The following is a 24,204-nucleotide window of genomic DNA, read 5'->3' on the forward strand; positions in this document are numbered from 1 at the left end:
GTGTAGCACCGTTCTGTACGTGTAAATTCCTGAATACGGCGATGGCTGACGAATACGCCGCCCTGTCCCTCTCACTCTTCATCAACCGTAAAACTGCCATCCGAGTGTCAACAATGTTAGGATGGTTAGCGATTGATAATGACGGTAACAAGCATGTTAGACAATGTTTTGAGAATTGCCACACGCCAAAGTCCTCTTGCACTCTGGCAGGCACATTATGTTAAGCAGCGCCTGGAAGCCTGCCACACCGGATTACGCGTTGAGCTGGTGCCAATGGTTACGCGTGGCGATGTCATACTGGATACGCCGCTGGCCAAAGTGGGCGGAAAAGGTCTGTTTGTCAAAGAGCTGGAGCTGGCATTGCTTGAGAACCGCGCCGATATCGCCGTGCATTCGATGAAGGATGTGCCCGTTGAGTTCCCGGAAGGGCTGGGGCTGGTGACCATCTGCGAGCGCGAGGATCCGCGCGATGCGTTTGTCTCTAATCGATATGACTCGCTCGGTGCGTTGCCGGCAGGCAGCGTGGTCGGCACGTCAAGTTTACGCCGCCAGTGTCAGCTGGCTGAACGTCGCCCGGATCTGGTGATTCGCTCGCTGCGTGGGAACGTCGGCACACGCCTTGGCAAGCTGGATAACGGCGACTACGATGCCATTATTCTTGCGGTTGCGGGCCTGAAACGCCTGGGGCTGGAAAAACGCATTCGCGTGGCGTTGCCGCCGGAGCTGTCGCTGCCCGCCGTCGGCCAGGGCGCCGTCGGCATTGAGTGTCGTCTGGATGATGTGCGCACTCAGGCACTGCTGGCGCCGCTGAATCATGACGATACCGCCGTTCGCGTAAAAGCCGAGCGCGCGATGAATACACGCCTCGAAGGAGGCTGTCAGGTGCCAATTGGCAGCTATGCTGAATTAACTGACGGTGAACTGTGGCTGCGTGCGCTGGTTGGCGCGCCGGACGGCTCGCATATGGTTCGCGGTGAACGTCGCGGCAAACCGCAAGATGCCGAGGCGCTTGGCGTATCGCTGGCGGAAGAGCTGCTGAATAACGGCGCACGTGAAATTCTGGCCGAGGTCTATAACGGAGAGCCCCCTGCATGAGCATACTTGTCACCCGCCCTTCTCCCGCAGGAGAGCAGTTAGTGAGCCGTCTGCGCGCACTGGGGCAGGTGGCCTGGAGTTTTCCGCTGATTGAATTCTCCCCCGGTCGCGAGCTGCCTGAGCTCGCTGACCAGATGCGTCTCTTGCAGGAAGGCGATCTGCTCTTTGCGCTGTCGCAGCATGCCGTGGAGTTTGCCCATGCGCAACTGCAACAACAGGGCGTTCGCTGGCCTCACGCCCCCCGCTATTTCGCCATCGGGCGCACTACGGCGCTGGCCTTACATACCGCGAGCGGAATCGATGTTCGTTACCCGTTAGATCGGGAAATCAGCGAAGTCTTGCTACAATTACCTGAATTACAAAACATTGCCGGAAAGCGCGCGCTTATTTTGCGCGGCAACGGTGGCCGCGAACTGCTGGGCGAGACGCTGCGCGAACGCGGCGCAGACGTGACGTTTGTGGAGTGCTATCAGCGCTGTGCAAAACACTATGATGGCGCGGAAGAAGCAATGCGCTGGCACGCCCGCGGTATTAATACGCTGGTGGTCACCAGCGGTGAAATGTTACAACAGCTTTGGTCGCTGATTCCGCTTTGGTATCGCGAAAACTGGTTACTCCGCTGTCGGCTTCTGGTCGTCAGTGAGCGTCTGGCGAACCACGCCCGGGAACTGGGCTGGCAGGATATTCGGATCGCTGAAAACGCCGACAACGATGCGCTGCTGCGCGCATTACAATAACTCTCAAATGGGAAGCCATAATGACGGAACACGAAAAATCCTCCGCCGTGGTTGAAGAGACCAGGGAGACTGTGGACACCACGTCACAGCCAGAGACGACAGACAAAACCGTTGAGAAGAAAAACGGCAGCAATAAAACCAGCCTCACGCTGAGCGTGATTGCCATCGCGATTGCGCTGGCCGCAGGCGTGGGTCTCTACGGACTGGTGAAGAAACAAGGCACCAACCAGACGGCCACCAGCGACGCGCTGGTTAACCAAATCACTGCCCTACAGAAAGCGCAGGAGACGCAAAAAGCTGAGCTGGAAGGTGTGATCAAACAGCAGGCTGCCGCCCTCGCCGACGCGAACAGCAAACGTGAAGAGTTGACCAAACAGCTGAGCGAAGTGCAGGAAAAAGTCGCCACAATTTCGGGAACCGATGCCAAAACCTGGCTACTTTCACAGGCCGATTTTCTGGTGAAACTAGCCGGGCGCAAGCTCTGGAGCGATCAGGATGTCACCACCGCCGCCGCGCTGCTGAAAAGCGCCGACGCAAGCCTGGCTGATATGAACGATCCGAGCCTCATCAACGCACGCCGCGCTATTACGGAAGATATCGCCAGCCTGTCCGCGGTTTCTCAGGTCGACTACGACGGTATCATCCTTAAGGTGAATCAGCTCTCGAACCAGATTGATAACCTTCAGCTGGCCGATAACAACGACGATGACTCTCCGATGGATTCCGACGGTACCGAGCTGTCCAGTTCCCTGAGCGAATGGCGTATCAACCTGCAAAAGAGCTGGCAGAACTTTATGGACAGCTTTATAACCATTCGCCGCCGCGATGAAACTGCCGTGCCGCTGCTGGCACCGAACCAGGACGTCTATCTACGCGAAAACATTCGTTCCCGCCTGCTGGTCGCGGCGCAGGCCGTGCCGCGTCACCAGGAAGAGACCTACAAACAGGCGCTGGATAACGTTTCAACCTGGGTACGTGCTTACTACGATACCAATGATGCAACCACGACCGCGTTCCTTGAGGATATCGACAAGCTGAGCCAGCAAAACATCACCATGAACGTACCGGACAAGCTGGAAAGTCAGCCGATTCTGGAGAAGATCATGCAGACGCGCGTGCGTAACTTGCTGGCCCAGCCGGGCGTTCCGGCAGAGCGTCCGGCTGAAGCACCTGCCGCCGCGCCAGCGCCTGAAAGCGCGCCGCAAGGAGAGTAATGATGCTAAAAGTCTTCTTACTCTTCATCCTGCTGATCGCCGGGATTGTACTGGGGCCGATGCTTGCGGGTCACCAGGGTTACGTATTGATCCAGACCGATAACTACAACATCGAAACCAGCGTAACAGGGCTGGTGATTATCCTGATCCTGGGTGTGGTCGTTCTGCTGGCAGTGGAGTGGCTCCTGCGTCGTATTTTCCGTATCGGCGTACATACGCGCGGCTGGTTCGTTGGCCGTAAGCGCCGTCGCGCCCGTAAGCAGACCGAGCAGGCGTTGCTGAAGCTGGCCGAAGGCGACTATCAGCAGGTTGAAAAGCTGATGTCGAAAAATGCCGACCATGCAGAACAGCCGGTTGTTAACTATCTGCTGGCCGCTGAGGCGGCGCAACAGCGAGGCGATGAGGCCCGCGCCAATCAGCATCTTGAACGCGCGTCTGAGCTCTCTACTAAGGATCCGATTCCGGTTGAGATCACCCGCGTTCGTCTGCAACTGGCGCGCAATGAAAACCATGCCGCACGTCACGGCGTTGACCGTCTGCTGGAAATTACCCCTCGTCATCCGGAAGTGCTGCGTCTTGCTGAGCAGGCATATATTCGGACCGGTGCATGGGGCTCGCTGCTGGACATTATCCCTTCCATGGCGAAAGCCGACGTGGGTGATGATGAACATCGTGATGAACTTCAGCGTCTGGCCTGGATTGGCCTGATGGATCAGGCGCGCGCCGATCTCGGAAGCGACGGCCTGAAAACCTGGTGGAAAAACCAGAGCCGCAAAACGCGCCAGCAGGTTCCTCTTCAGGTTGCGATGGCAGAACATCTGATTGAGTGTGACGACCATGACACCGCGCAGGAGATCCTCCTCGACGGTCTCAAGCGACAGTATGATGACCGCCTGGTGATGGTCATCCCGCGTCTGAAAACCAACAATCCGGAACAAATTGAAAAAGCACTGCGCCAGCAGATCAAAACCGTGGGCGATCGTCCGCTGCTGTGGAGTACGCTGGGCCAGTCTCTGATGAAACACGGCGAGTGGCAGGAGGCGAGTCTCGCCTTCCGCGCCGCGCTGAAGCAACGCCCGGACGCATTTGATTACGCCTGGCTTGCTGATTCGCTGGACAAGCAGCACAAGCCGGAAGAGGCCGCAGCTATGCGCCGTGATGGGCTGTTATTGACGTTGCAAAATAACGGAACGCAGCAGTAATTAACAGGAGGCCAGATGGCCTCCTTTTTTTATCTCATTTCTCCTGCTACATTCTTTTAACACTCACCTGCAAACGAACCCGCCAATGTAACGATGTCTTTTCCTTAACTTTTTTTTGCACACGCGCTTACCCGCGTGGAATAAACCGTTTCTGAAAGGATATCGTCATGAACTCGCTTTTATATGCGCTTTTCGAAGCGCTGCGGTGCCATCGCTGGCTCCGCCTGCTGGCCTGCGCCTTTATCTTTAGCTCCCTGGGTAATGGCTTAACTCAGGTTGTTGTTTTCGGATTATTGTTACGGTGGTCAGCCCCGTCAGCGCTGTTAACCCTCGCCTTCCTTTTTGCTACGGTGCCCGGTTTTATCGGCAGCCTGATTGGTGAAAAGCTGTGCCAGCGGTTTTCACCTCTCTACCTGTTGATGCTGACCGAATGGCTGGGCTTGCTCGCCCTGCTCTTTCCCCTTTCAGGCGCACATTACCACAGCATACCGGCGCTGCTTGCGGTGCAATCCACAGAAGCGTTGCTGAGCGGGATGAGCTGGCCTGCGTTAACGCTTCTGTTTAAACGCGGACTGCATGAGGCAGAACTGCCTGCGGCAACGTGTCTGGAAAATGTGATTTTTGCCTCCCAGGTTTTGTTAGGAACCGGGCTGGGTGTAGTGTTGTTCCAGCGCATCCCGGTCTTCGCCTTACTGGTCATCGACGCCGCCAGTTTTATGGGATCGCTGGTCATGCTGTTTCTCGCAGAACGCCAGTATGTAGCGCGTCCAGCACCGTTGCCTGTCGGGGACCCTCAACCTGTGGCATTGCGCTGGCAAACTCTGACCCTTCGACAAAAACGCAGTTTGCTGATTTTGCCTGCCCTTGCTGCCGTAGGCTCGCCTGCAATGGCGTTGCTGCCAGCACTGGCGCAGCAGATCAACCCCGAGAATGCCGCTGGGCTTGCGCTGCCCTTGCTTTTTGCCAGAAGTCTGGGACAGCTTTGTGGCCCCTTGCTGCTCAGAAAAGAGAGTCTGACGCGCTTTGCAGCAAGATCGCCTTTGCTACTTAGCTGTCTTGCTCTTTTTCTGGCAGCCTATGGGTTGCTTCCGTTTTTATCCGCATGGGTCGTGCTTGCGCTGGGGATGATCTTTATCGCGCATCTGGCGTCGAATATCGTTTTTGCGGCGGGTACGTTTGGGGTACTGAGTAATTTTCAGGCTATACAGATATCCGCTGCCAGCGGTAAGGCCTGGCGCTGGCAAACGTTGAGCGCTTCCCTTTTTACGGGCCTCGCCGCAATGACGGCGACGATAATGGGAGCGGCTCAGACGCTATATGCTGTCTCTGCTATCGCTCTGCTGTTAGTGGCGCTGGTCCTGGCCCATTATCGTGAATAAGGCATAAAAAAACGCCTGCTATAAAAGCAGGCGTTAAAACAGGTCTGTAAGACAACATATTTGGTGCTTCACTCAACGTTGTGTCCATGGTGTCTGATGAGGCCGAAGCGACATCTGTCAGTGGACGATAAGCACCGTAAACGGCTCTGCGTCATTCCTGAGTTTATGAGGCCTTAAGGCGAACATAAGAGATGGAATGAGCATCTACACGCATATCATTGCATGTAATGTGCCAGGTTTACACGCAGAACTTTTACATCGCGCAACATTTTAAGATAAAAGGAAATTATGCTGTTAAGAACCGCCTGAAGCCATACAACATCGCGCTAAAGTCGGTGAACTGTCGCCACAAGGAGACAGGTTAAGAGGTAAAATAACAAATACTTAAATATTAATGGTTTATATGTCGCTGAATCGCGACAAGGATGTGGGGTGTTGTCGGGAAATGACTACAGGATAAAAAAACGCAGAAAACAAAAAACCCCGCCGAAGCGGGGTTCAAAATTGGTCGGCGAGAGAGGATTCGAACCTCCGACCCACTGGTCCCAAACCAGTTGCGCTACCAAGCTGCGCTACTCGCCGATGTACTGCTTTTTTGAATTTTTAGTTCAACTCATTAAAAGTCGTGGTGCGAGGGGGGGACTTGAACCCCCACGTCCGTAAGAACACTAACACCTGAAGCTAGCGCGTCTACCAATTCCGCCACCTTCGCAATTCACAACTCTTTCAATAATGGGGTGGCTAATGGGATTCGAACCCACGACAACTGGAATCACAATCCAGGGCTCTACCAACTGAGCTATAGCCACCACTGTATTCTTTCACGCGGTTCTGACTACTTCTCAGACCACCGCAGCTCTAGCGCCGGGACTAAAATGGCGCGCCCGACAGGATTCGAACCTGAGACCTCTGCCTCCGGAGGGCAGCGCTCTATCCAGCTGAGCTACGGGCGCTTAGCGCCGTTGCGGGGCTGGATATTACGTACCTCCGTCCCCGCTGTCTAGTGCTTTTTTGAAAAAAATGCGCGTTTGGTTATGGTTTGCACATTTTGCCGCTTATTCCTCCACTTTATGGGCGGAGCCACGGCGACCCAGGCCAAAAAGTTTATATGCAGCTGTGACGGCAGCCAGGAAGATCATCCCGACAAACAGCGACATGCGTGTATCTTCATTAAAGTACATTCCAATTAATACGCAAATCAGGAACGCCATCGTCAAATAGTTCGCATACGGGAACAGAATGGAGCGGAACGGATGGCTGGCGATCGCTTTTTTGTGCGCCTGCCGGAAACGCAACTGGCTAATCAAAATGACAAACCACGGTACCATCCCCGGCAGCACGCTGGCGCTATAGACGTAAACAAACACGCGCTGCGGATTTGGGATGATGTAGTTCAGGCAAGAGCCAATCAGCAAAATCACAATCGACACCGCTACGCCCGCCACCGGTACACCTACGCGGGAGACTTTGCCCATCACAGCCGGCAGCTGTTTGTTTTGCGAGAGCGCGTAAAGCATACGCCCACAGCTGTACATTCCGCTGTTACAGCCGGAAAGCGCCGCCGTCAGTACCACAAAGTTGATAATGGCGGCTGCCGCCGTGATGCCAATCTTAGCGAAAGTTAAGACAAACGGGCTGCCGGTGGTGCCGATCTCGTTCCATGGGAAAATGGTCACGATAACGAAGATCGCGCCCACATAGAAAATCAGGATACGCCACAGCACCTTGCCTACCGCGCTACGCAGTGTCACCTGCGGGTTTTTCGCCTCACCGGCGGTAATGCCGATCAGCTCAACGCCCTGATAGGAGGCGACAACGATACAGAGCGCCGTCAGAAAGCCCTTCCAGCCACCCGCAAAAAAGCCGCCGTGCCCGGTCAGGTTACCGAAACCGATAGCGTGCCCGCCGTTACCGAAGCCAAAGAAGATGACACCCAGACCCACAACAATCATCACGATGATGGTGGTAACTTTGATCATCGCAAACCAGAACTCGATTTCACCGTAAAGACGAACGGCGGCAAGGTTCGCCAGCGCCACTAGCCCTACGGCAATAAGCGCAGGTATCCACTGGGCCATCTCCGGGAACCAGAACTGCACGTAGACCCCGATGGCGGTGATCTCCGAAATCCCGACGGCCATCCACATAAACCAGTACGACCAGGCCGTGAGATAACCAAAGAACGGGCTCATATACCGGTGGGCGTAAACGGCGAAAGAGCCCGTTACCGGCTCCAGGAACAGCATTTCGCCCATTGAGCGCATGATGAAGAAGACGAACAGTCCGGCAATAATATACGCCAGCAGGACGGAAGGCCCCGCCCATTTCAGCGTGCTTGCCGAGCCCATAAACAGGCCAACGCCGATAGTCCCGCCCAGCGCGATCAATTCAATATGTCGAGCTTCCAGCCCACGCTGAAGCTCCGGTTTTTTCTCTGCCATAATTCCTCGGTTGTGTTTGCTGTTTCCCGACTTATTGCCGGGTATTGTTTTTGAGGGGTACTGAAATACGGAGCGAATGGTTTCTTAAATTCTGGCAAATGGCAAACAATGCATTAAAAAAATGAATGCATTGCACAGAAATTCAGCAGCTTTGCAGGGGGCGTTGCAGCGCGAACAGCAGATCGCGCTGCATATTGATTACATTTTCCCGGTGTAGTGCCAGGCGAGGTAGCGCAGAAGACGAATCTGTCGTTTGATTCGTGTCGGTTGAGAAAGCAGGCGGTAGAGCCACTCCAGCCCCAGGTTTTGCCAGACTTTGGGCGCACGCTTAACGTGGCCGGTAAAGACGTCGTAGGTGCCGCCGACGCCCATATAGAGCGCATCCGGGCTGACCAGACGGCAATCGCGCATCAGAATTTCCTGCCGCGGCGACCCCATGGCGACAGTGACAATTTTCGCCCCGCTGTCGCGTACGCGCTCATATAACGCCTGGCGATCTTCCGGCCTGAAATAGCCATCCTGACTGCCCACGATATTAACATTCCACTGGTTACGCAGCTTTTGTTCGGTCTGCGCCAGCACCTCTGGCTTGCCGCCGATCAAAAATACCGGTGTGCCTTCAGCGCCTGCGCGTTCCATAAGCCGCTCCCAAAGGTCAGCTCCCGCCACGCGAGACACATTAGCGTCTGGAAACTTTTTACGAATTGAACGCACCACGCTAATACCGTCTGCGTATTTAAACTCCGCGGCTTCAATCAGGCTTTTCACTTCCGCATTATCTTCAACCGCCAGCATTTTTTCTGCGTTGATGGCCACCAGCGTGCCCGATTTCATCTGCCCGTCCGCGAACAGAAAATCCAGCGCGTGCTGCATGTCTCGCCAGCCAATCAGCTGTAGCCCGCGCAGCGCATAACGCGGGGCTGAAGTTGTATCCGTCATGATAATCCCTACTCAGACTTGCGACAGCGTTGTGCTGCCCTGTGGCTCACGTCTGTGCACAAGCCCTGCACTGTCAAACAACCAGTACAGCAGTTTTGCCAGCAGCAGACATAGACCGAAAACGACCATAAAGAACACCACGCGTGAGACGAATGAATCCAGCCCCTCGCGCGCCAGAACGATCATATTGAAAATGGCACCGAAACAGAAACTGTGCAAAACAGCGGCTTTGTAGCGGTTGGTCTCTTCATTACCCAGCGTATATAGCCAGTCGAACCATTTTATTATCAGCCCGACCGCGATCGCGCCCGGCAGGATAAACCACGTTCCGCCCATCACTACCAGCGAGCCAATCAGGGTTGGGGAAATCGCCAGACCCGAATGGTTGTTCAGCACTTCCCAGGTAAAGTAGTTCGCCGTGTTCAGGACAATACCGGGACGGTCGGGCCACAGCCACGTCGGTATAAAGACATAGAAATCGCGAACAATCGGCGCCAGCCCCTGGAATTCGATTTTGTCGTAGTTTTGCAGCAGCAATGCCAGGTTTTCCCACGGCGAGAAGGTGTCGCGCGTCAGATACAGGAAGGTATAAAACGCTTCGTCGCCCGCCACGTTCAGTCCGTAGCGCTTCAGCGCCAGCCAGAACATCCCCACAATGCCAAAGACGCCTGCCGCCGCCAGCATCCACAGCGAGATCCAGCCGCGAATAATGCCGATAAACAGGAAAATCGCGAAGGCGATAATGATGTTGGCGCGGGTGCCGCCGACGATCATGTAGGTCAGAATGCCAAATGCGACGGTGCTGACCAGGAAGAACAGCCAGGCTTTGCTGTCCTGACGCAGGAAAAAGACCACCAGCATCGCCGGGATAAAGAAATAGAAGAAACGCTTGAGCGCGACGCCGGAGACTTCGGCGGAGAAAATCTGGCTATAGGACTGTAACTTAAACAGTAAAAAGCCGTTATGCATGAAGAAAATCGCCACGCTGACGAGGGCGATGGTCATCAGCATAACCCACGTCAGATGGGTTTCTACCCGGTTCATGGTAAACAGCGGACGACGGGGTGCGGTGTCTTTCGCCGCGCGCAGGCGCGTTTTATAGGTGACGTAATACACCGCGTAGAAGCAGGTCGCAGAGAGCAGTGCCTGCAACAAGATTTCCGGCGGAGCGACGCCAACATCAAAGCGGAACACGAGGATGCTGGTCAGCGGGAAGCCAAAGAAAAAGGTCAGCAAAAACAGCAGCGAGAAGAAAACGTTGAAGTTAAAACGTACGCGCCGGAACTCAAACCAGGTGAGCGTGGCGATAAACAGCGTGCTCAGCAGCCAGACCACCAGCAAGCCGCTAAATTGCAACTGGCTCATGCGTTGTCTCCTGAAGCAATACGCAGCGCGTGGTGCCACGGCGTGAGGTAGTTCGGGCTGAAAAAGTCGATGCTATTTTTATCCACCAGCGTGAGCTGACGCTGCGCTTCCCGTACTACCTCGACATTAAGCGTGTCAGAGGTAAACAGCACCGGAATATGCTGTTCGGCCATGTCCTGCCAGAACGGGTTTTCGCGGTTGAGCACGCACGGTACGCCCGCCTGAATCAGCAGACACAGCGTACCAATCCCCTGCTGACGGGCAAAGATGAAATAGCCCAGATCGCATTTTCGCAGGAGCGCGAGATAGTCATCAAATTCCAGCTTATCGTTGAGAATGTGCAGATTTTCCGCGCTAAACAGCGCAAGCCCCTGCTGGCGAACGTCATTGATGTAGGCGTCGTTATTGGCGGGATAGCCCATCGGCACCACTACGTTCACCGTATCGCCAAACTGCTGATGTACCGCCCGCAGCGCCGCGACATGCTCGTTACTGCGATCGCCGGAATTTCCCACCAGGATGGTCAGTTTGCCCTCACGAACCGCGTCATTCGCCAGGGTGTTCAGCGCAGGATCCATACGGGTCGGAAAATAGAGCAGCTCCCCGCGAACCTTCGGGTGCTGTTTAGCAAAATAGTTGAGATCGCCACGGGTAGCAAAAACGCAGCCCACGCGCGCCTGGGCCAGACGACGCAGCGGATAGAAAAGACGGAATTTCCAGCCACGGGAGACTTCGTAGAGATCCGCTCCCCAGATATGCCAGCTGAACTGGGAAGGTTTTATCCCGCCGCTTAACAGCGCCAGCCACAGGCCAGTATTGAACTGTCCGTGGAAGAAGAAACGCTGGCTTCGGTCCGCTTTAGCTTTCGCGACAACGGCTTTGGTCAGCGCCGCTTTGTCTGGCCAGAAGGTGATGTGCAATGCCGGACACGCCGCGCTCAGACCGTTATCGCGTCCAACGACCATAAACTCGCGCGCATCGGGCGTGCCGGATGCCAGTTCATCATTGAAGAAACGTAGAACGGTCTGGTTGTGATGCGGGATATCCGATCCCAGTATGTGTATCAGTGCAGTCATGCGCGTTTACGCCAAAGTAAAAATACGCCGCAACAGGCAGCGAAATAAACGATATAAGTTGCCATATAGGCCTGAGCCGCCCCCAGCGCACCGTGGGTGGGGATCAGCCAGTGAGAAAATGCCGTCAGCAGCGCAAACTGGCCGATCTCAGCCAGGATATACAACCGCAGCGAAGCCTTCGCAATCACCAGATAGCCGAAAACGTATGCCCCCACTTTCAGCACATCGCCGACCAGTTGCCAGGCAAACAGATCGCGCATGGCGGTAAACTTCGCCGAAAACAGCAGCCAGATGGCGAAATCACGCATTAACCAGACGGTAAAGCTGGCGATCGCAACCGCCGGCAACACAAAACGCAGGGAGCGAAAAATCTCGCGGGTAATATCCTGCCTGGAAGTCAGGCGCGATAAGGTTGGCAGCAAATAGACGCTAAAGGAAGCCGTAATAAATTGGAGGTAAGCATCTGAAATACTGCTCACGCCCTGCCAGATCCCCACTTCATCCCAGCTGTAATGCGCTGCCAGCAGGTTTCGCATCATCACGTAGGCAACGGGAAGCGTTACCGAAGTGATGAGCGCCATCAGGGTAAACTTACCGAGCTGCCCCGCCAGTATCTTGTCCCACTGCGGTTTCAGGTAACTCAGCGGGACATTGCCTCTGCGCATCAGCATAAACGCAGCCGGAATGACAACGAGCGCAGGCACCAGCGCCAGCCCCAGCAGCGCGCCTTCATAGCCGCCCAGCCGATAGCAAAAGTAGTAGGCGATAACGCCGATGATGCTGCCGAGGATCAGCGCCAGCGCATTCCCGGCGGCATCACGGAAGCCTTTCATCAGCGCCAGCAGCAGGTTTGCCCAGGCGATCCCCATCTGAACGAGCGCCACCAGGCGCACCAGCCCCTGATAATGCGTGTGTCCGAACAGCCCCTGGCTGATGGGTGCCGCCGCCAGCAAAAAGACGACGGCCAGCAACGTAGAGAAGCCCAGCACCATAGCCGAGGAGGTGCCCACCACCGTGCGGAGCTTTTCGGCATCGTCATGATGCTGCGCGACGTATTTGGTGACGCCATTGAATATCCCGGCTCCCGCCAGCACGCCAAGCACCGTGACCAGCTGGCGGAAGTTCCCTGCCAGCCCAACGCCTGACGGACCAAATGAGACGGCCAGCAGCTTGACGACCAGTAACCCGGCGCCAATTTTTACTAGCGTGGACGCTGCCGTCCACACCGACGCTTTTGCCAGAGACATATCAGGCGAAATAACTCAGAAGCGAATTGATCACCGTACGCTGGTTCACCGGCGCGAGGTTGTAGAACAGGGGCAGGCGGAGCAGACGTTCGCTCTCTTTGGTGGTGTAGCGGTCTTCACCGGCAAACATCCCGAAGGCTTCGCCAGCCGGGCTGGAGTGCAGCGGAATATAGTGGAATACCGCCATAATTTCCGCCTCTTTCAGCCAGGCAATCAGCTTGCTGCGATCGTCGTTATCGCGCAGCTTGATGTAGAACATGTGAGCGTTGTGGATACAGTCTGCCGGAATAGTCGGCAGTTCAATACGTCCGGCTTTTGCCAGCGGCTCCAGCGCGTCGTAGTAGGTTTGCCACAGGGAGAGGCGTTGCAGATTGATTCGCTCTGCCGCTTCCAGCTGCGCCCAGAGATACGCGGCCTGCAAATCCGCCATCAGGTAGCTTGAGCCGATATCGCGCCAGGTGTACTTATCCACCTGACCGCGGAAGAACTGGCTGCGGTTGGTCCCTTTTTCACGGATCACTTCCGCACGCTCCACCAGGGCACGATCGTTAATCAGCGTCGCGCCGCCTTCGCCGCCTGCGGTGTAGTTTTTGGTTTCGTGGAAGCTAAAGCAGCCGATATGACCGATGGTGCCCAGCGCGCGCCCTTTGTAGGTGGACATCACGCCCTGCGCGGCGTCTTCCACCACAAACAGGTTGTGCTTTTTGGCGATGGCCATGATGGTGTCCATCTCACAGGCCACGCCCGCGTAATGCACCGGCACAATCGCCCGCGTTTTGTCAGTGATCGCCGCTTCAATCAGCGTTTCGTCGATGTTCATGGTATCCGGACGGATATCCACAAACACGATTTTCGCCCCGCGCAGGACAAACGCGTTCGCCGTGGAGACGAAGGTGTAGCTCGGCATGATCACTTCATCGCCAGGCTGGATATCCAGCAGCAGCGCCGCCATCTCGAGCGATGCGGTACAGGACGGCGTCAGCAGCACCTTGGCACTGTGAAAACGTTGCTCCATCCACTGCTGGCAGCGGCGGGTAAAACCGCCGTCGCCACAGAGCTTGCCGCTGCCCATAGCCGACTGCATGTAATCAAGTTCAGTGCCCACAACGGGAGGCGCGTTAAATGGAATCATCTTGTCACCTGTATAACCAGTAGGCGGTGGCGTCGATGCTGGCACCACTCGCAATATAACGTTTAAGCGCAGCGGTGTTGCCCATCTGGGTTGCGACCCGCAGCGTCGATACCTGTTGTTGCTCCGCCCAGTGCAGCGCCGCCTGCATGAGTTTCTCGCCCATGCCGCGCCCGGCTAACAGTCCGATGCGCGCCTCGTGCTCGGTGAGCCTGCGAAGCGAAACAAAACCCTGAATCTGTCCCCCGTCAGTACGGAACACCAGACATACGTGGTCAAACGTGCCTTTGACCGCATTCTCTATCCACTGAGCATAAAAGCGACCGCTGTCATCGGGCGCATACCAGGGCGCCCGGAAACGGCTCTGAGCGAAGGCCAGCGCCGCCATCTTGCGCAGCGTGGGGATATCCTGCTCCGTTGCAATTTCCGCGCCCGGTGAGGCGTAGCGCGCCACGGTAACAGAGAGATCAACCTCGCCCTCGACCAGCCGGAATCCGTGCTGCTGGAGGGCGTCCAGCAGATCGGCGCGGTCCGCCGGGATCTTAGCCTGTACGCGCTGCCAGGCGCTGAAGTCTGCATCCTGCAACGCAGGGGCATTGTCGTGCAGACGCACTATCGCTGAGGGACGCGCAAAAAATGCGCTTTCCCACTCAAGAGACTCCAGCACGCCGTTGAGGATACTCAACGCCACACGCCTTTGGTATCAACAACATACTGCTGACGTACGGCATCACCGGAGACCGCTTTAAACGCATTGTGATCCACCAGCAGCACCAGCACATCCGCCGTCGCCAGCGCGTCATCCAGGGCGGTAAGGGTGCAGTGACCGGCAAGTTTTGCCGGCAACGCATGAATATTCGGCTCAACCACCAGCGTTTCACCGCTGTGCCAGGCAGCGATCATTTCGGCAATTTCCATCGCCGGGCTTTCGCGCAGATCGTCAATATTCGGTTTGAATGCCAGACCAAAGCAGGCAATTTTCAGCTCACTGGCGCGTTTGCCGCTGTCGGCCAGGCAATCCGCGACCGTGGCTTTGACCTGGTTGATAACCCAGTGCGGTTTATGGTCGTTTACTTCGCGCGCGGTGCGAATCAGGCGTGCCTGTTCCGGATTTTGCGCCACGATAAACCACGGATCGACCGCGATGCAGTGCCCACCCACGCCCGGCCCCGGCTGAAGGATGTTCACGCGGGGGTGACGGTTGGCAAGGCGAATAAGTTCCCAGACGTTAATCCCCTGATCGGCGCAAATCAACGACAGTTCATTCGCAAACGCGATGTTAACGTCGCGGAAACTGTTTTCGGTCAGTTTGCACATCTCGGCGGTGCGGGAGTTGGTCACCACACATTCGCCTTCAAGGAAAATTTTATACAGCTCGCTGGCGCGCGCGGAGCAGACTGGCGTCATGCCGCCAATCACGCGGTCATTTTTAATCAGTTCCACCATCACCTGGCCTGGCAGTACGCGCTCAGGGCAGTAGGCGATATTGATATCGGCCTGGTCGCCCACCTGCTGGGGGAAGCTAAGATCGGGACGCGCCTCGGCCAGCCACTGCGCCATCTGCTCGGTTGCCCCAACAGGTGAAGTGGACTCAAGGATAACCAGCGCCCCTTTCTTCAGCACAGGCGCAATGGATTTTGCCGCCGCCTCGACGTAAACCATGTCAGGCTCATGATCGCCTTTAAAGGGTGTTGGAACCGCAATCAGGTACGCATCGGCTTCTACCGGCGTGGTGCTGGCGCGCAGGAAGCCACCGTCCACCGCCTTTTTCACCACGCGATCGAGATCGGGCTCCACGATATGAATTTCGCCACGGTTGATGGTTTCCACCGCGTGCGCGTTGATATCTACGCCAACGACCTGCTTTTGACGAGAGGCAAAGGCCGCCGCAGTAGGCAGCCCGATATAGCCAAGACCAACAACAGAGATGGTAGTAAAACTCATAGCGTTACCCGATTGTGTTTAAGTGCGTGCAAAATACGACCACAAGCCTGCCCGTCACCGTACGGATTGTGGGCCCGGCTCATCGCCTGATACTCTTCATCGTCATGCAGTAAGCGCGTGACCTCTTCGACAATACGACGCGGATCCGTTCCCACCAGACGCACGGTACCAGCAGTGACCGCTTCCGGGCGTTCGGTGGTTTCACGCATCACCAGTACCGGCTTACCGAGTGAAGGCGCCTCTTCCTGAATGCCGCCAGAATCGGTCAGGATCAGCCAGGCGTGGTTCATCAGCCAGACAAATGGCAGATAGTCCTGCGGCTCGATCAGGAGCACGTTTTCCACGTGACCCAGGATACGGTTGACCGGTTCGCTGACGTTCGGGTTGAGGTGCACCGGATAGACAATCTGCACATCCTCGTTCTGCGCGGCGATTTCAGCCAGCGCGTGGCAGATTTGCTCAAAGCCACGGCCAAAGCTTTCGCGGCGGTGGCCCGTCACCAGAATCGTTTTCTTGCCGTTGTTCAGGAACGGATAGCGCGCAGCAAGTTCTGCCTGAAGCTCGCTGTTAGCCAGCACGCGGTCACGCACCCAAATCAGCGCATCAATGACCGTATTGCCGGTGACGAAGATCTTGCTGTCGCTGATATTTTCGCGCAGCAGGTTTTGGCGTGAGTTCTCGGTTGGCGCAAAATGGTACATCGCCAGGTGACCGGTGAGCGTACGGTTGGCCTCTTCCGGCCACGGGGAATAGAGATTGCCGGTACGCAGACCCGCTTCAATATGACCAACGGGGATACGCTGATAGAACGCGGCCAGGCTGGTTGCCACGGTAGTGGTGGTGTCGCCGTGCACCAGCACTACATCCGGCCTGAACGACTCCAGAATAGGCTTTAATTCTTGCAGAATACGGCAGGTTATTTCCGTCAGTCCCTGTCCCGGTTTCATTATATTGAGATCGTAATCCGGGACGATAGAAAAGAGGGTTAAGACCTGATCGAGCATCTCACGGTGCTGGGCAGTCACGCACACTTTCGCTTCAATATCAGGATCTCTGGCCAGCGCATGAACCAGAGGCGCCATCTTGATGGCCTCCGGCCTGGTGCCAAATACGGTTAGTACTTTCACATCGATTCTCTTCGATTAGACGATGAAGGCCACAGCCTTCATCGTAGACGGCGTTCTTAGTTTGTGCGGCGACGCAATAACGCTACGCCAGCGCCAGTCAGTGCGCCCACAATCCCCCACATGATCATCAGGAATGCGCGACGCGGACTATCGCGTTTTACAGGCTCTTCAGGCGTTCTTAAATAACGATAGGTCTGAAAACGCGGGTCCAGCGTTGGACCGACGTTGAGCGTATTGAGCATGGCGCGATTTTGGTCGTAATCAAGGTCAAAGTCAGGGCCAACGGCCTGGATATTTTCCAGACGAGCCTGAAGCATTGGGCGACCAAGAAGGAACATTTCTGAATCCGGGAGTTCGTCCGCCGGAACATCCGTTTCGCTACGGGAAATATTGTGCTGTTCCGCAATCTTCAGCGCCTGCTCAAGATTATGCACGCGACGGGCGAAGATGGCCTTAGCGACCTCTTCCTGACGTTTGACCTGCGCTTTCATCTGGATAGTGCGCGCAGCCCAGGCGCCTTTTAGCTCGTCATTCAAATGACTGGCCGCGCGCTGGCTGGCAAAAGCAACGTACTGACGCAACAGGTTATTGGCGTCCGGCGCCGTTTCCGCAATCAGCTTCACGCTGTCGCTAACGTTACGAAGCACATCGCCAGGCATAAACTGAATGTTATTAATCAGATCATCCAGCAGCGCGGCATCCGCTTTGCTGTTACCGACCATGCGCTGCTTGTAGTAGTCCGTCTGGGACCAGAAATCGCGACGTGTATCCCACGACGCCAGCTGCACCACAAACTCTTTGTAGGATTCATCCATCACCGAGGCCTGATCCGGGGTCGCCAGATTGGCCTTGATATCAAGATTACGCAGGAATTGCTGCTGGGAGTAATAGCCTCCAAGCATATTCACCGTTGGTCGGTCTGTGATCGCCGTGGCGCTCCACTCTTGTTTTGCAAAGAAGGTGTAAGCAAGCGCTAACAGCGCGAACCCCAGGGCAATCCCTACAATCCACAGTTTGCCCTGCCATAACACGCGAAACAAACCACGAATATCCAGCTCGTTCTCAGTGCCCACTGATTTCGCTCCCGCCAACGGTTGAGTCATCATAGTCCCGGTTTTACTTAGTTAAAGTTGTGTTTTTGCCACTGTTCCGACGCATCCTGCGTTTTAAACGTTTAATAAAACGCGCGACTTTCCATGCACGCTTGATGCAGTAACCGTACATGAAAAATGCTAGCAAGAATAATACCAACATTACCCATTCAGGAATGAAATGAGCGTATTCCGCGGCAACGCCAATCGCAGCCAGAATAGCAGCCGCTAGCGTAATCAGCACAAACGCCTGACGAGACGTGAAGCCGGCGCGCATAATCAGATGATGAATATGCTGCCGGTCCGCAGAAAATGGGCTCATTCCTTTACGCAGACGACGATACATAATCGCCACCATATCCATCAGCGGAATGGCAATGATCCAAAGCGCTGTAACCGGGCTGATTGGATGTGTTTTACCCTGAGTGGTTTCCAATAAGATCCAGATAATAGTGAAACCAATCAATGTGCTACCCGCATCGCCCATAAAGACTTTATAGCGACGGCCCAGCGCGCCAAGATTTAAAAGAATATAGGGCAGAATGGCCGCAATCATAGCAAAACACCACATTGCCAGGCTGTATTGACCATCAAACCATAAGATTATGCCAATGGCAGCAAATGAAACACAAGATAGTCCGCCCAATAAACCATCAATCCCATCTACCATATTAAATGCATTGATGGCGACCCATACGGCAAAGAGTGTAAGGAAGTAACCAAACGGCCCAAGTACCATCTCCCAAGAACCAAAAATGTATCCAAGACTGCTAAGGTGAAGGTTTGCCGCCACCATCATGGCAAGAGCAACTGCAGCCTGCACGAAGGCTCGAATTCTTACACTGATATCGTAGCGATCATCAAGTGCCCCCACAACAACCAGAACAGACGCACAGCACAGGTACAGCCTGGCATGTGGGATATAGTAATCCGCGATAGCAAAAGTGAAAGAAACACCTGCAAAAACGGAGATTCCGCCCACCAAGGGAATCATACCTTGGTGCCGTTTACGGAAGTTAGGTTTGTCCACTAAACCGACATATTTTGCTACCTTACGTGCTAAAAAAAGAAAGCAAGTAGTGAACAAAAAAATACTGGTGAGTTCAGCAAACGTATCGAATAGGTTCACAACGGATGTTCTCAACATATGTTAGTCAAAGAAGTATAACCATGATGGCATCAAGCCAGAAGGCATAAAGCACACCTCTTGCGACCCATTTGTTTATTATTCAAGCTATTAATATTTTTACTGTGCGAATTTTCTTATTGTCGCACCGACCGGTCAAAATTGGGAGTGTGTGGTAATAGCGTATAGTCCATAAATAAAAAACGCCACGTAAAAACGTGGCGTTTACTGGGATTATTTGCGTTACGAGCGTTTCATCATGTCGAAGAAATCGTCGTTCGTTTTGGTCATCGCCAGTTTGTTGATGAGGAATTCCATTGCGTCGATTTCGCCCATTGGATGGATGATTTTGCGCAGGATCCACATTTTCTGAAGCTCTTCCTGAGTGGTAAGCAGCTCTTCTTTACGGGTACCGGAACGGTTGTAGTCGATCGCCGGGAAGACGCGTTTTTCTGCGATTTTACGAGAAAGGTGCAGTTCCATGTTGCCTGTACCTTTGAACTCTTCGTAGATAACTTCGTCCATTTTGGAGCCGGTATCGATCAGCGCCGTCGCGATAATGGTCAGGCTACCGCCCTCTTCCACGTTACGCGCCGCACCGAAGAAACGCTTCGGACGATGCAGGGCGTTGGCATCCACACCACCGGTCAGTACTTTACCGGAAGCCGGCACCACGGTGTTGTAGGCACGCGCCAGACGGGTGATGGAGTCGAGCAGGATGATCACATCTTTCTTGTGCTCAACCAGGCGTTTCGCCTTCTCGATAACCATTTCCGCAACCTGAACGTGGCGGGAAGCAGGCTCGTCGAAGGTAGACGCAACCACTTCCCCTTTCACCAGACGCTGCATCTCGGTCACTTCTTCCGGACGTTCGTCAATCAGCAGCACCATCAGCACACAGTCTGGGTGGTTGTAAGCAATGCTCTGCGCGATGTTTTGCAGCAGCATGGTTTTACCGGCTTTTGGCGGCGCCACAATCAGACCACGCTGGCCACGACCAATTGGCGATGCCAGATCCAGCACACGCGCGGTTAAGTCTTCAGTAGACCCGTTACCACGCTCCATGCGCAGGCGAGAGTTCGCGTGCAGCGGCGTTAAGTTCTCGAACAGGATCTTATTGCGGGAGTTTTCCGGTTTGTCGTAGTTGACTTCGTTAACCTTCAACAGCGCAAAGTAGCGTTCACCCTCTTTTGGAGGACGAATCTTACCTGAAATGGTGTCACCAGTGCGGAGGTTGAAACGGCGGATTTGGCTAGGGGATACGTAGATGTCGTCAGGGCCGGCGAGGTAGGAGCTGTCTGCGGAGCGGAGGAAACCAAATCCGTCTTGCAGTATCTCCAGCACACCGTCGCCAAAGATATCTTCGCCACTCTTAGCGTGCTGCTTCAGGATGGCGAAAATGATGTCCTGCTTGCGCATACGAGCCTGGTTTTCCAGTCCCATATTTTCGCCGAGAGTGATCAGCTCAGAAACCGGCGTATTCTTTAATTCGGTAAGATTCATAATGGTGTGGGTTCTTAAACTCGGGGTGATTCTCGAACTTAATGTTGTGAATGGTATGGCAGGGTCATCCATGCCTGTTTAGCGGCCATCACCTCATGTCTGTTCGCTGTCTGGTCACAGGGAAAGAACGCAGAACTGAAACGACAAGACGGATTGAGTGACAAGCCCGGAATCTAGCAACTTCACGCACTGTTTATGTTAACAACGGGAAGTATCGGGTAAAACAAGATTCAAACAACAAGATATGTTTAAAACGTAGTCATAGCTAACTTAGCACGACTAAAGCCGGGCGTCCAGATCTCGCCGTTAATTAGGCGCTCTGGACGCTCAGCTGAGAAACCTTACGCCAGGTTAGCGTCCAGGAACTCTTTCAGTTGACCTTTGGACAGTGCGCCCACTTTGGTCGCTGCCACGTCACCGTTCTTGAACAGCAGCAGGGTCGGGATGCCACGGATACCGTATTTTGGCGCGGTGCCCGGGTTCTGGTCGATGTTCAGCTTGGCAACGGTCAGTTTGCCCTGATATTCGTCAGCGATTTCATCCAGAATCGGAGCGATCATTTTGCAAGGACCACACCATTCAGCCCAGAAATCAACGAGGATCAGCCCGTCAGCTTTAAGTACGTCCGTGTCAAAACTGTCGTCAGTCAGGTGAATAATTTTATCGCTCATATATAACTCCACAGGAATAAGCCTGGTACGTTGGTTTTGTCTCCACCAACGACGTGTTGATGTCGCATTAACCAACTAAAGGTTGACTTTATTTCACCGGATACGCTTTCGTAAAGCAATAGTAAGCTGATATTCTACCACACTATGAGCAAAACACATTTAACAGAACAGAAGTTTTCCGACTTCGCCCTGCACCCAAAGGTGATCGAAGCCCTTGAAACTAAAGGGTTTCATAACTGCACGCCCATTCAGGCTCTCGCCCTGCCGCTGACGCTGGCCGGTCGCGATGTTGCAGGGCAGGCGCAAACCGGTACTGGCAAAACGATGGCGTTTTTAACGTCAACGTTTCATTATTTACTTTCTCACCCAGCGATTGCAGACCGCAAAGTTAACCAGCCGCGCGCGCTAATTATGGCCCCGACGCGAGAACTGGCGGTACAGATCCACGCAGACGCTGAGCCCCTGGCGCAAGCCACCGGCCTGAAACTTGGCCTGGCCTACGGCGGCGACGGCTACGATAAACAGCTGAAAGTGCTGGAAAGCGGCGTCGATATCCTGATTGGGACCACCGGCCGTCTTATCGACTACGCCAAACAGAACCATATCAACCTCGGCGCAATCCAGGTCGTGGTGCTGGATGAAGCAGACCGCATGTACGATCTGGGCTTCATTAAAGACATCCGCTGGCTGTTCCGCCGTATGCCTGCGGCAAACCAGCGTCTGAACATGCTGTTCTCCGCAACCCTGTCATACCGCGTACGTGAACTCGCATTCGAGCAGATGAACAATGCGGAATATGTGGAAGTAGAACCGGAGCAGAAAACCGGGCACCGCATTAAAGAAGAGCTTTTTTATCCTTCTAATGAAGAGAAAATGCGCCTGTTGCAAACCCTGATCGAAGAAGAGTGGCCGGATCGCGCGATTATCTTCGCGAACACCAAACACCGCTGTGAAGATATCTGGGGACACCTGGCGGCAGATGGTCACCGTGTGGGTCTGCTGACCGGCGACGTGGCGCAGAAAAAACGCCTGCGCATTCTCGACGAATTTACTCGTGGCGACCTTGATATTCTGGTCGCGACCGACGTGGCGGCCCGTGGCCTGCACATTCCAGCCGTGACGCACGTCTTTAACTATGACCTGCCAGATGACTGTGAAGACTATGTACACCGTATCGGTCGTACTGGTCGTGCAGGCGCAAGCGGTCACTCCATCAGCCTTGCGTGTGAAGAGTATGCGCTGAACCTTCCGGCCATTGAGACCTACATCGGTCACTCTATTCCACAGAGCAAATACAATCCGGAAGCGCTGTTAAGCGAGTTGCCGCCACCTAAGCGCCTTACACGTCCACGCTCCGGCAATGGCCCGCGTCGTTCCGGCGGTGCACCGCGTAATCGTCGTCGTTCAGGTTAAGAAAATATGCTCAGCTCCACCTCGCTTTATGCGGCAATTGATCTCGGTTCGAATAGTTTTCATATGCTGGTTGTGCGCGAGGTGGCGGGAAGCATACAAACGCTGACGCGCATTAAGCGCAAGGTCCGCCTCGCGGCGGGCCTGAGCAGCGATAATCATCTCTCCCCGGAAGCCATGGAACGTGGCTGGCAGTGTCTGCGTCTGTTTGCAGAACGTTTACAGGATATCCCGCTCAGTCAAATTCGCGTTGTTGCCACGGCGACCCTACGTCTGGCGGTTAACGCTGGCGATTTCATTGCCAGAGCACAGGAAATTCTGGGCTGTCCGGTGCAGGTCATCAGCGGTGAAGAAGAAGCGCGTCTGATTTATCAGGGTGTGGCGCATACGACCGGCGGCGACGATCGTCGTCTGGTGGTCGATATCGGTGGCGCCAGTACCGAACTGGTCACGGGCACAGGCGCGCAGGCGACGTCGCTCTTCAGCCTGTCAATGGGCTGTGTGACCTGGCTGGAACGCTACTTTACCGATCGAAACCTTGCCAAAGAGAATTTTGACGAGGCGGAAAACGCGGCGCGTGCGGTCCTGCGCCCGGTCATGGACGAACTGCGCTATCACGGCTGGAAAGTGTGTGTCGGCGCGTCCGGAACCGTGCAGGCGTTGCAGGAAATCATGATGGCACAGGGGATGGACGAGCGGATCACGCTTGCCAAACTCCAGCAGCTTAAACAGCGCGCCATCCAGTGTGGTCGTCTGGAAGAGCTTGAAATAGAAGGGCTGACGCTTGAACGCGCGCTGGTTTTCCCCAGTGGGCTCGCCATACTGATTGCCATTTTCACCGAGCTTAATATCCAGTGTATGACCCTGGCAGGCGGTGCGCTGCGTGAAGGTCTGGTCTACGGAATGCTGCACCAGTCGGTCGATCAGGACATCCGTAGCCGTACGCTGCGTAACGTTCAACGCCGCTTTATTGTGGATACCGACCAGGCGCAGAGAGTGAGTCAACTGGCGTCACAGTTTGCCGATCAGGTGAAAAAAAGCTGGGATATTGAACCGTTAAGCCGCGATCTGTTGCTAAGCGCCTGTGCGCTACATGAAATTGGTCTCAGCGTGGAGTACAAGCAGGCACCGCTGCACGCGGCCTGGCTGGTGCGTAATCTCGATTTGCCGGGTTATACGCCCGCCCAGAAGAAGCTACTGGCCACCCTGCTGCTGAATCAGACTAACGCCGTCGATCTCTCTTCCCTTCACCAGCAGAACGCTGTGCCGCCGCGCGTGGCGGAGCATCTGTGTCGTCTGCTTCGGCTGGCGATCCTGTTTGCCAGTCGGCGTCGAGATGATTTGCTGCCAGCCATTACGCTGGCGGCAGACGATGAGAAACTGACGCTGACGCTACCGGAAAACTGGCTTGAGGATCATCCGCTTGGGGCGGAACTGATTGAGCAGGAGTACCAGTGGCAGAGCTATGTGCACTGGGCGCTTGATGTGAAGTGACCCTTGAAGCGTGC

At 54.9% G+C, this 24,204-nt stretch carries 20 protein-coding genes and 4 tRNA genes; 7 read left to right on the forward strand and 17 right to left on the reverse strand.

Annotated features, from left to right (window positions below; translation table 11 throughout):
- Positions 1-153: 153 nt before the first annotated feature.
- The 5 genes from hemC (at position 154) to AM329_RS17165 (ending at position 5,627) form a co-directional block, all read left to right on the forward strand.
- The gene (hemC, locus tag AM329_RS17145; protein WP_032608219.1) at positions 154-1,095 is read left to right on the forward strand and encodes a hydroxymethylbilane synthase; all 942 of its coding nucleotides are present in this window, start codon (positions 154-156) and stop codon (positions 1,093-1,095) included.
- The gene (gene hemD, locus AM329_RS17150) at positions 1,092-1,832 is read left to right on the forward strand and encodes a uroporphyrinogen-III synthase (RefSeq protein WP_003860818.1); all 741 of its coding nucleotides are present in this window, start codon (positions 1,092-1,094) and stop codon (positions 1,830-1,832) included. Before hemC ends, hemD begins: the two co-directional genes overlap by 4 nt.
- 20 nt (positions 1,833-1,852) lie before the next feature.
- Positions 1,853-3,046 carry a uroporphyrinogen-III C-methyltransferase gene (gene hemX, locus AM329_RS17155; protein WP_022646657.1) on the forward strand — a complete coding sequence of 398 codons (1,194 nt, stop codon included), beginning with the start codon at positions 1,853-1,855 and terminating at the stop codon, positions 3,044-3,046.
- Between the two features lie 2 nt (positions 3,047-3,048).
- Positions 3,049-4,248, forward strand: coding sequence for a protoheme IX biogenesis protein HemY (gene hemY, locus AM329_RS17160; protein ID WP_032608218.1), 1,200 nt, complete (start codon positions 3,049-3,051; stop codon positions 4,246-4,248).
- A gap of 167 nt (positions 4,249-4,415) precedes the next feature.
- Positions 4,416-5,627, forward strand: coding sequence for a hypothetical protein (locus AM329_RS17165; RefSeq protein ID WP_032608217.1), 1,212 nt, complete (start codon positions 4,416-4,418; stop codon positions 5,625-5,627).
- A 505-nt stretch (positions 5,628-6,132) separates the two neighbouring features.
- On the opposite strand, the gene AM329_RS17170 is transcribed toward AM329_RS17165, so the two are convergent.
- The 17 genes from AM329_RS17170 to trxA form a co-directional block, all read right to left on the reverse strand.
- Positions 6,133-6,209, reverse strand: a tRNA-Pro gene (locus AM329_RS17170).
- A gap of 44 nt (positions 6,210-6,253) precedes the next feature.
- Positions 6,254-6,339 (reverse strand) — tRNA-Leu (locus tag AM329_RS17175).
- Between the two features lie 21 nt (positions 6,340-6,360).
- A tRNA-His gene (locus tag AM329_RS17180) sits at positions 6,361-6,436 on the reverse strand.
- 67 nt (positions 6,437-6,503) lie between these two features.
- Positions 6,504-6,580: transfer RNA gene (locus AM329_RS17185), tRNA-Arg, on the reverse strand.
- A gap of 102 nt (positions 6,581-6,682) precedes the next feature.
- On the reverse strand, positions 6,683-8,068 hold the full coding sequence (locus AM329_RS17190) for an amino acid permease (RefSeq protein WP_017693946.1): 1,386 nt from the start codon (positions 8,066-8,068) through the stop codon (positions 6,683-6,685).
- A 198-nt stretch (positions 8,069-8,266) separates the two neighbouring features.
- Entirely contained in the window at positions 8,267-9,007 is a 741-nt protein-coding gene (gene wecG / locus AM329_RS17195; RefSeq protein ID WP_022646653.1) for a lipopolysaccharide N-acetylmannosaminouronosyltransferase, read from the reverse strand.
- A 12-nt stretch (positions 9,008-9,019) separates the two neighbouring features.
- Positions 9,020-10,372, reverse strand: coding sequence for an ECA oligosaccharide polymerase (wzyE, locus tag AM329_RS17200; protein WP_023323983.1), 1,353 nt, complete (start codon positions 10,370-10,372; stop codon positions 9,020-9,022).
- Entirely contained in the window at positions 10,369-11,448 is a 1,080-nt protein-coding gene (locus AM329_RS17205; RefSeq protein ID WP_032608216.1) for a TDP-N-acetylfucosamine:lipid II N-acetylfucosaminyltransferase, read from the reverse strand. The genes wzyE and AM329_RS17205 overlap by 4 nt, the downstream gene beginning before the upstream one ends.
- On the reverse strand, positions 11,445-12,695 hold the full coding sequence (gene wzxE, locus AM329_RS17210; RefSeq protein ID WP_032665664.1) for a lipid III flippase WzxE: 1,251 nt from the start codon (positions 12,693-12,695) through the stop codon (positions 11,445-11,447). Before wzxE ends, AM329_RS17205 begins: the two co-directional genes overlap by 4 nt.
- Before the next feature lies 1 nt (position 12,696).
- Positions 12,697-13,827: a dTDP-4-amino-4,6-dideoxygalactose transaminase gene (gene rffA / locus AM329_RS17215; RefSeq protein ID WP_032608214.1), complete on the reverse strand. Its 1,131-nt coding sequence runs from the start codon at positions 13,825-13,827 to the stop codon at positions 12,697-12,699.
- Positions 13,828-13,831: 4 nt separating this feature from the next.
- Positions 13,832-14,509, reverse strand: a complete 678-nt coding sequence (gene rffC / locus AM329_RS17220) for a dTDP-4-amino-4,6-dideoxy-D-galactose acyltransferase (RefSeq protein ID WP_032608212.1) — start codon at positions 14,507-14,509, stop codon at positions 13,832-13,834.
- Positions 14,506-15,768: a UDP-N-acetyl-D-mannosamine dehydrogenase gene (wecC, locus tag AM329_RS17225; protein ID WP_022650164.1), complete on the reverse strand. Its 1,263-nt coding sequence runs from the start codon at positions 15,766-15,768 to the stop codon at positions 14,506-14,508. The genes rffC and wecC overlap by 4 nt, the downstream gene beginning before the upstream one ends.
- Positions 15,765-16,895, reverse strand: a complete 1,131-nt coding sequence (wecB, locus tag AM329_RS17230) for a non-hydrolyzing UDP-N-acetylglucosamine 2-epimerase (RefSeq protein WP_032608211.1) — start codon at positions 16,893-16,895, stop codon at positions 15,765-15,767. Before wecB ends, wecC begins: the two co-directional genes overlap by 4 nt.
- Positions 16,896-16,951: 56 nt before the next feature.
- The gene (wzzE, locus tag AM329_RS17235) at positions 16,952-17,998 is read right to left on the reverse strand and encodes an ECA polysaccharide chain length modulation protein (protein WP_032608210.1); all 1,047 of its coding nucleotides are present in this window, start codon (positions 17,996-17,998) and stop codon (positions 16,952-16,954) included.
- Positions 17,999-18,011: 13 nt separating this feature from the next.
- On the reverse strand, positions 18,012-19,115 hold the full coding sequence (wecA, locus tag AM329_RS17240; protein ID WP_032608208.1) for a UDP-N-acetylglucosamine--undecaprenyl-phosphate N-acetylglucosaminephosphotransferase: 1,104 nt from the start codon (positions 19,113-19,115) through the stop codon (positions 18,012-18,014).
- 240 nt (positions 19,116-19,355) lie between these two features.
- Positions 19,356-20,615, reverse strand: a complete 1,260-nt coding sequence (gene rho / locus AM329_RS17245) for a transcription termination factor Rho (protein ID WP_001054528.1) — start codon at positions 20,613-20,615, stop codon at positions 19,356-19,358.
- 341 nt (positions 20,616-20,956) lie between these two features.
- On the reverse strand, positions 20,957-21,286 hold the full coding sequence (gene trxA / locus AM329_RS17250; RefSeq protein WP_006812392.1) for a thioredoxin TrxA: 330 nt from the start codon (positions 21,284-21,286) through the stop codon (positions 20,957-20,959).
- Between the two features lie 144 nt (positions 21,287-21,430).
- Here trxA and rhlB point away from each other — a divergent pair, with 144 nt between their 5' ends.
- Both rhlB and gppA read left to right on the forward strand, forming a co-directional pair.
- The gene (rhlB, locus tag AM329_RS17255) at positions 21,431-22,699 is read left to right on the forward strand and encodes an ATP-dependent RNA helicase RhlB (RefSeq protein ID WP_003860827.1); all 1,269 of its coding nucleotides are present in this window, start codon (positions 21,431-21,433) and stop codon (positions 22,697-22,699) included.
- A gap of 6 nt (positions 22,700-22,705) precedes the next feature.
- Positions 22,706-24,190 carry a guanosine-5'-triphosphate,3'-diphosphate diphosphatase gene (gene gppA / locus AM329_RS17260; RefSeq protein ID WP_003860828.1) on the forward strand — a complete coding sequence of 495 codons (1,485 nt, stop codon included), beginning with the start codon at positions 22,706-22,708 and terminating at the stop codon, positions 24,188-24,190.
- Positions 24,191-24,204: the final 14 nt, after the last annotated feature.

The organism is Enterobacter cloacae complex sp. AR_0002 (genome assembly GCF_001922365.1).
Lineage (GTDB): Bacteria > Pseudomonadota > Gammaproteobacteria > Enterobacterales > Enterobacteriaceae > Enterobacter > Enterobacter hormaechei_C.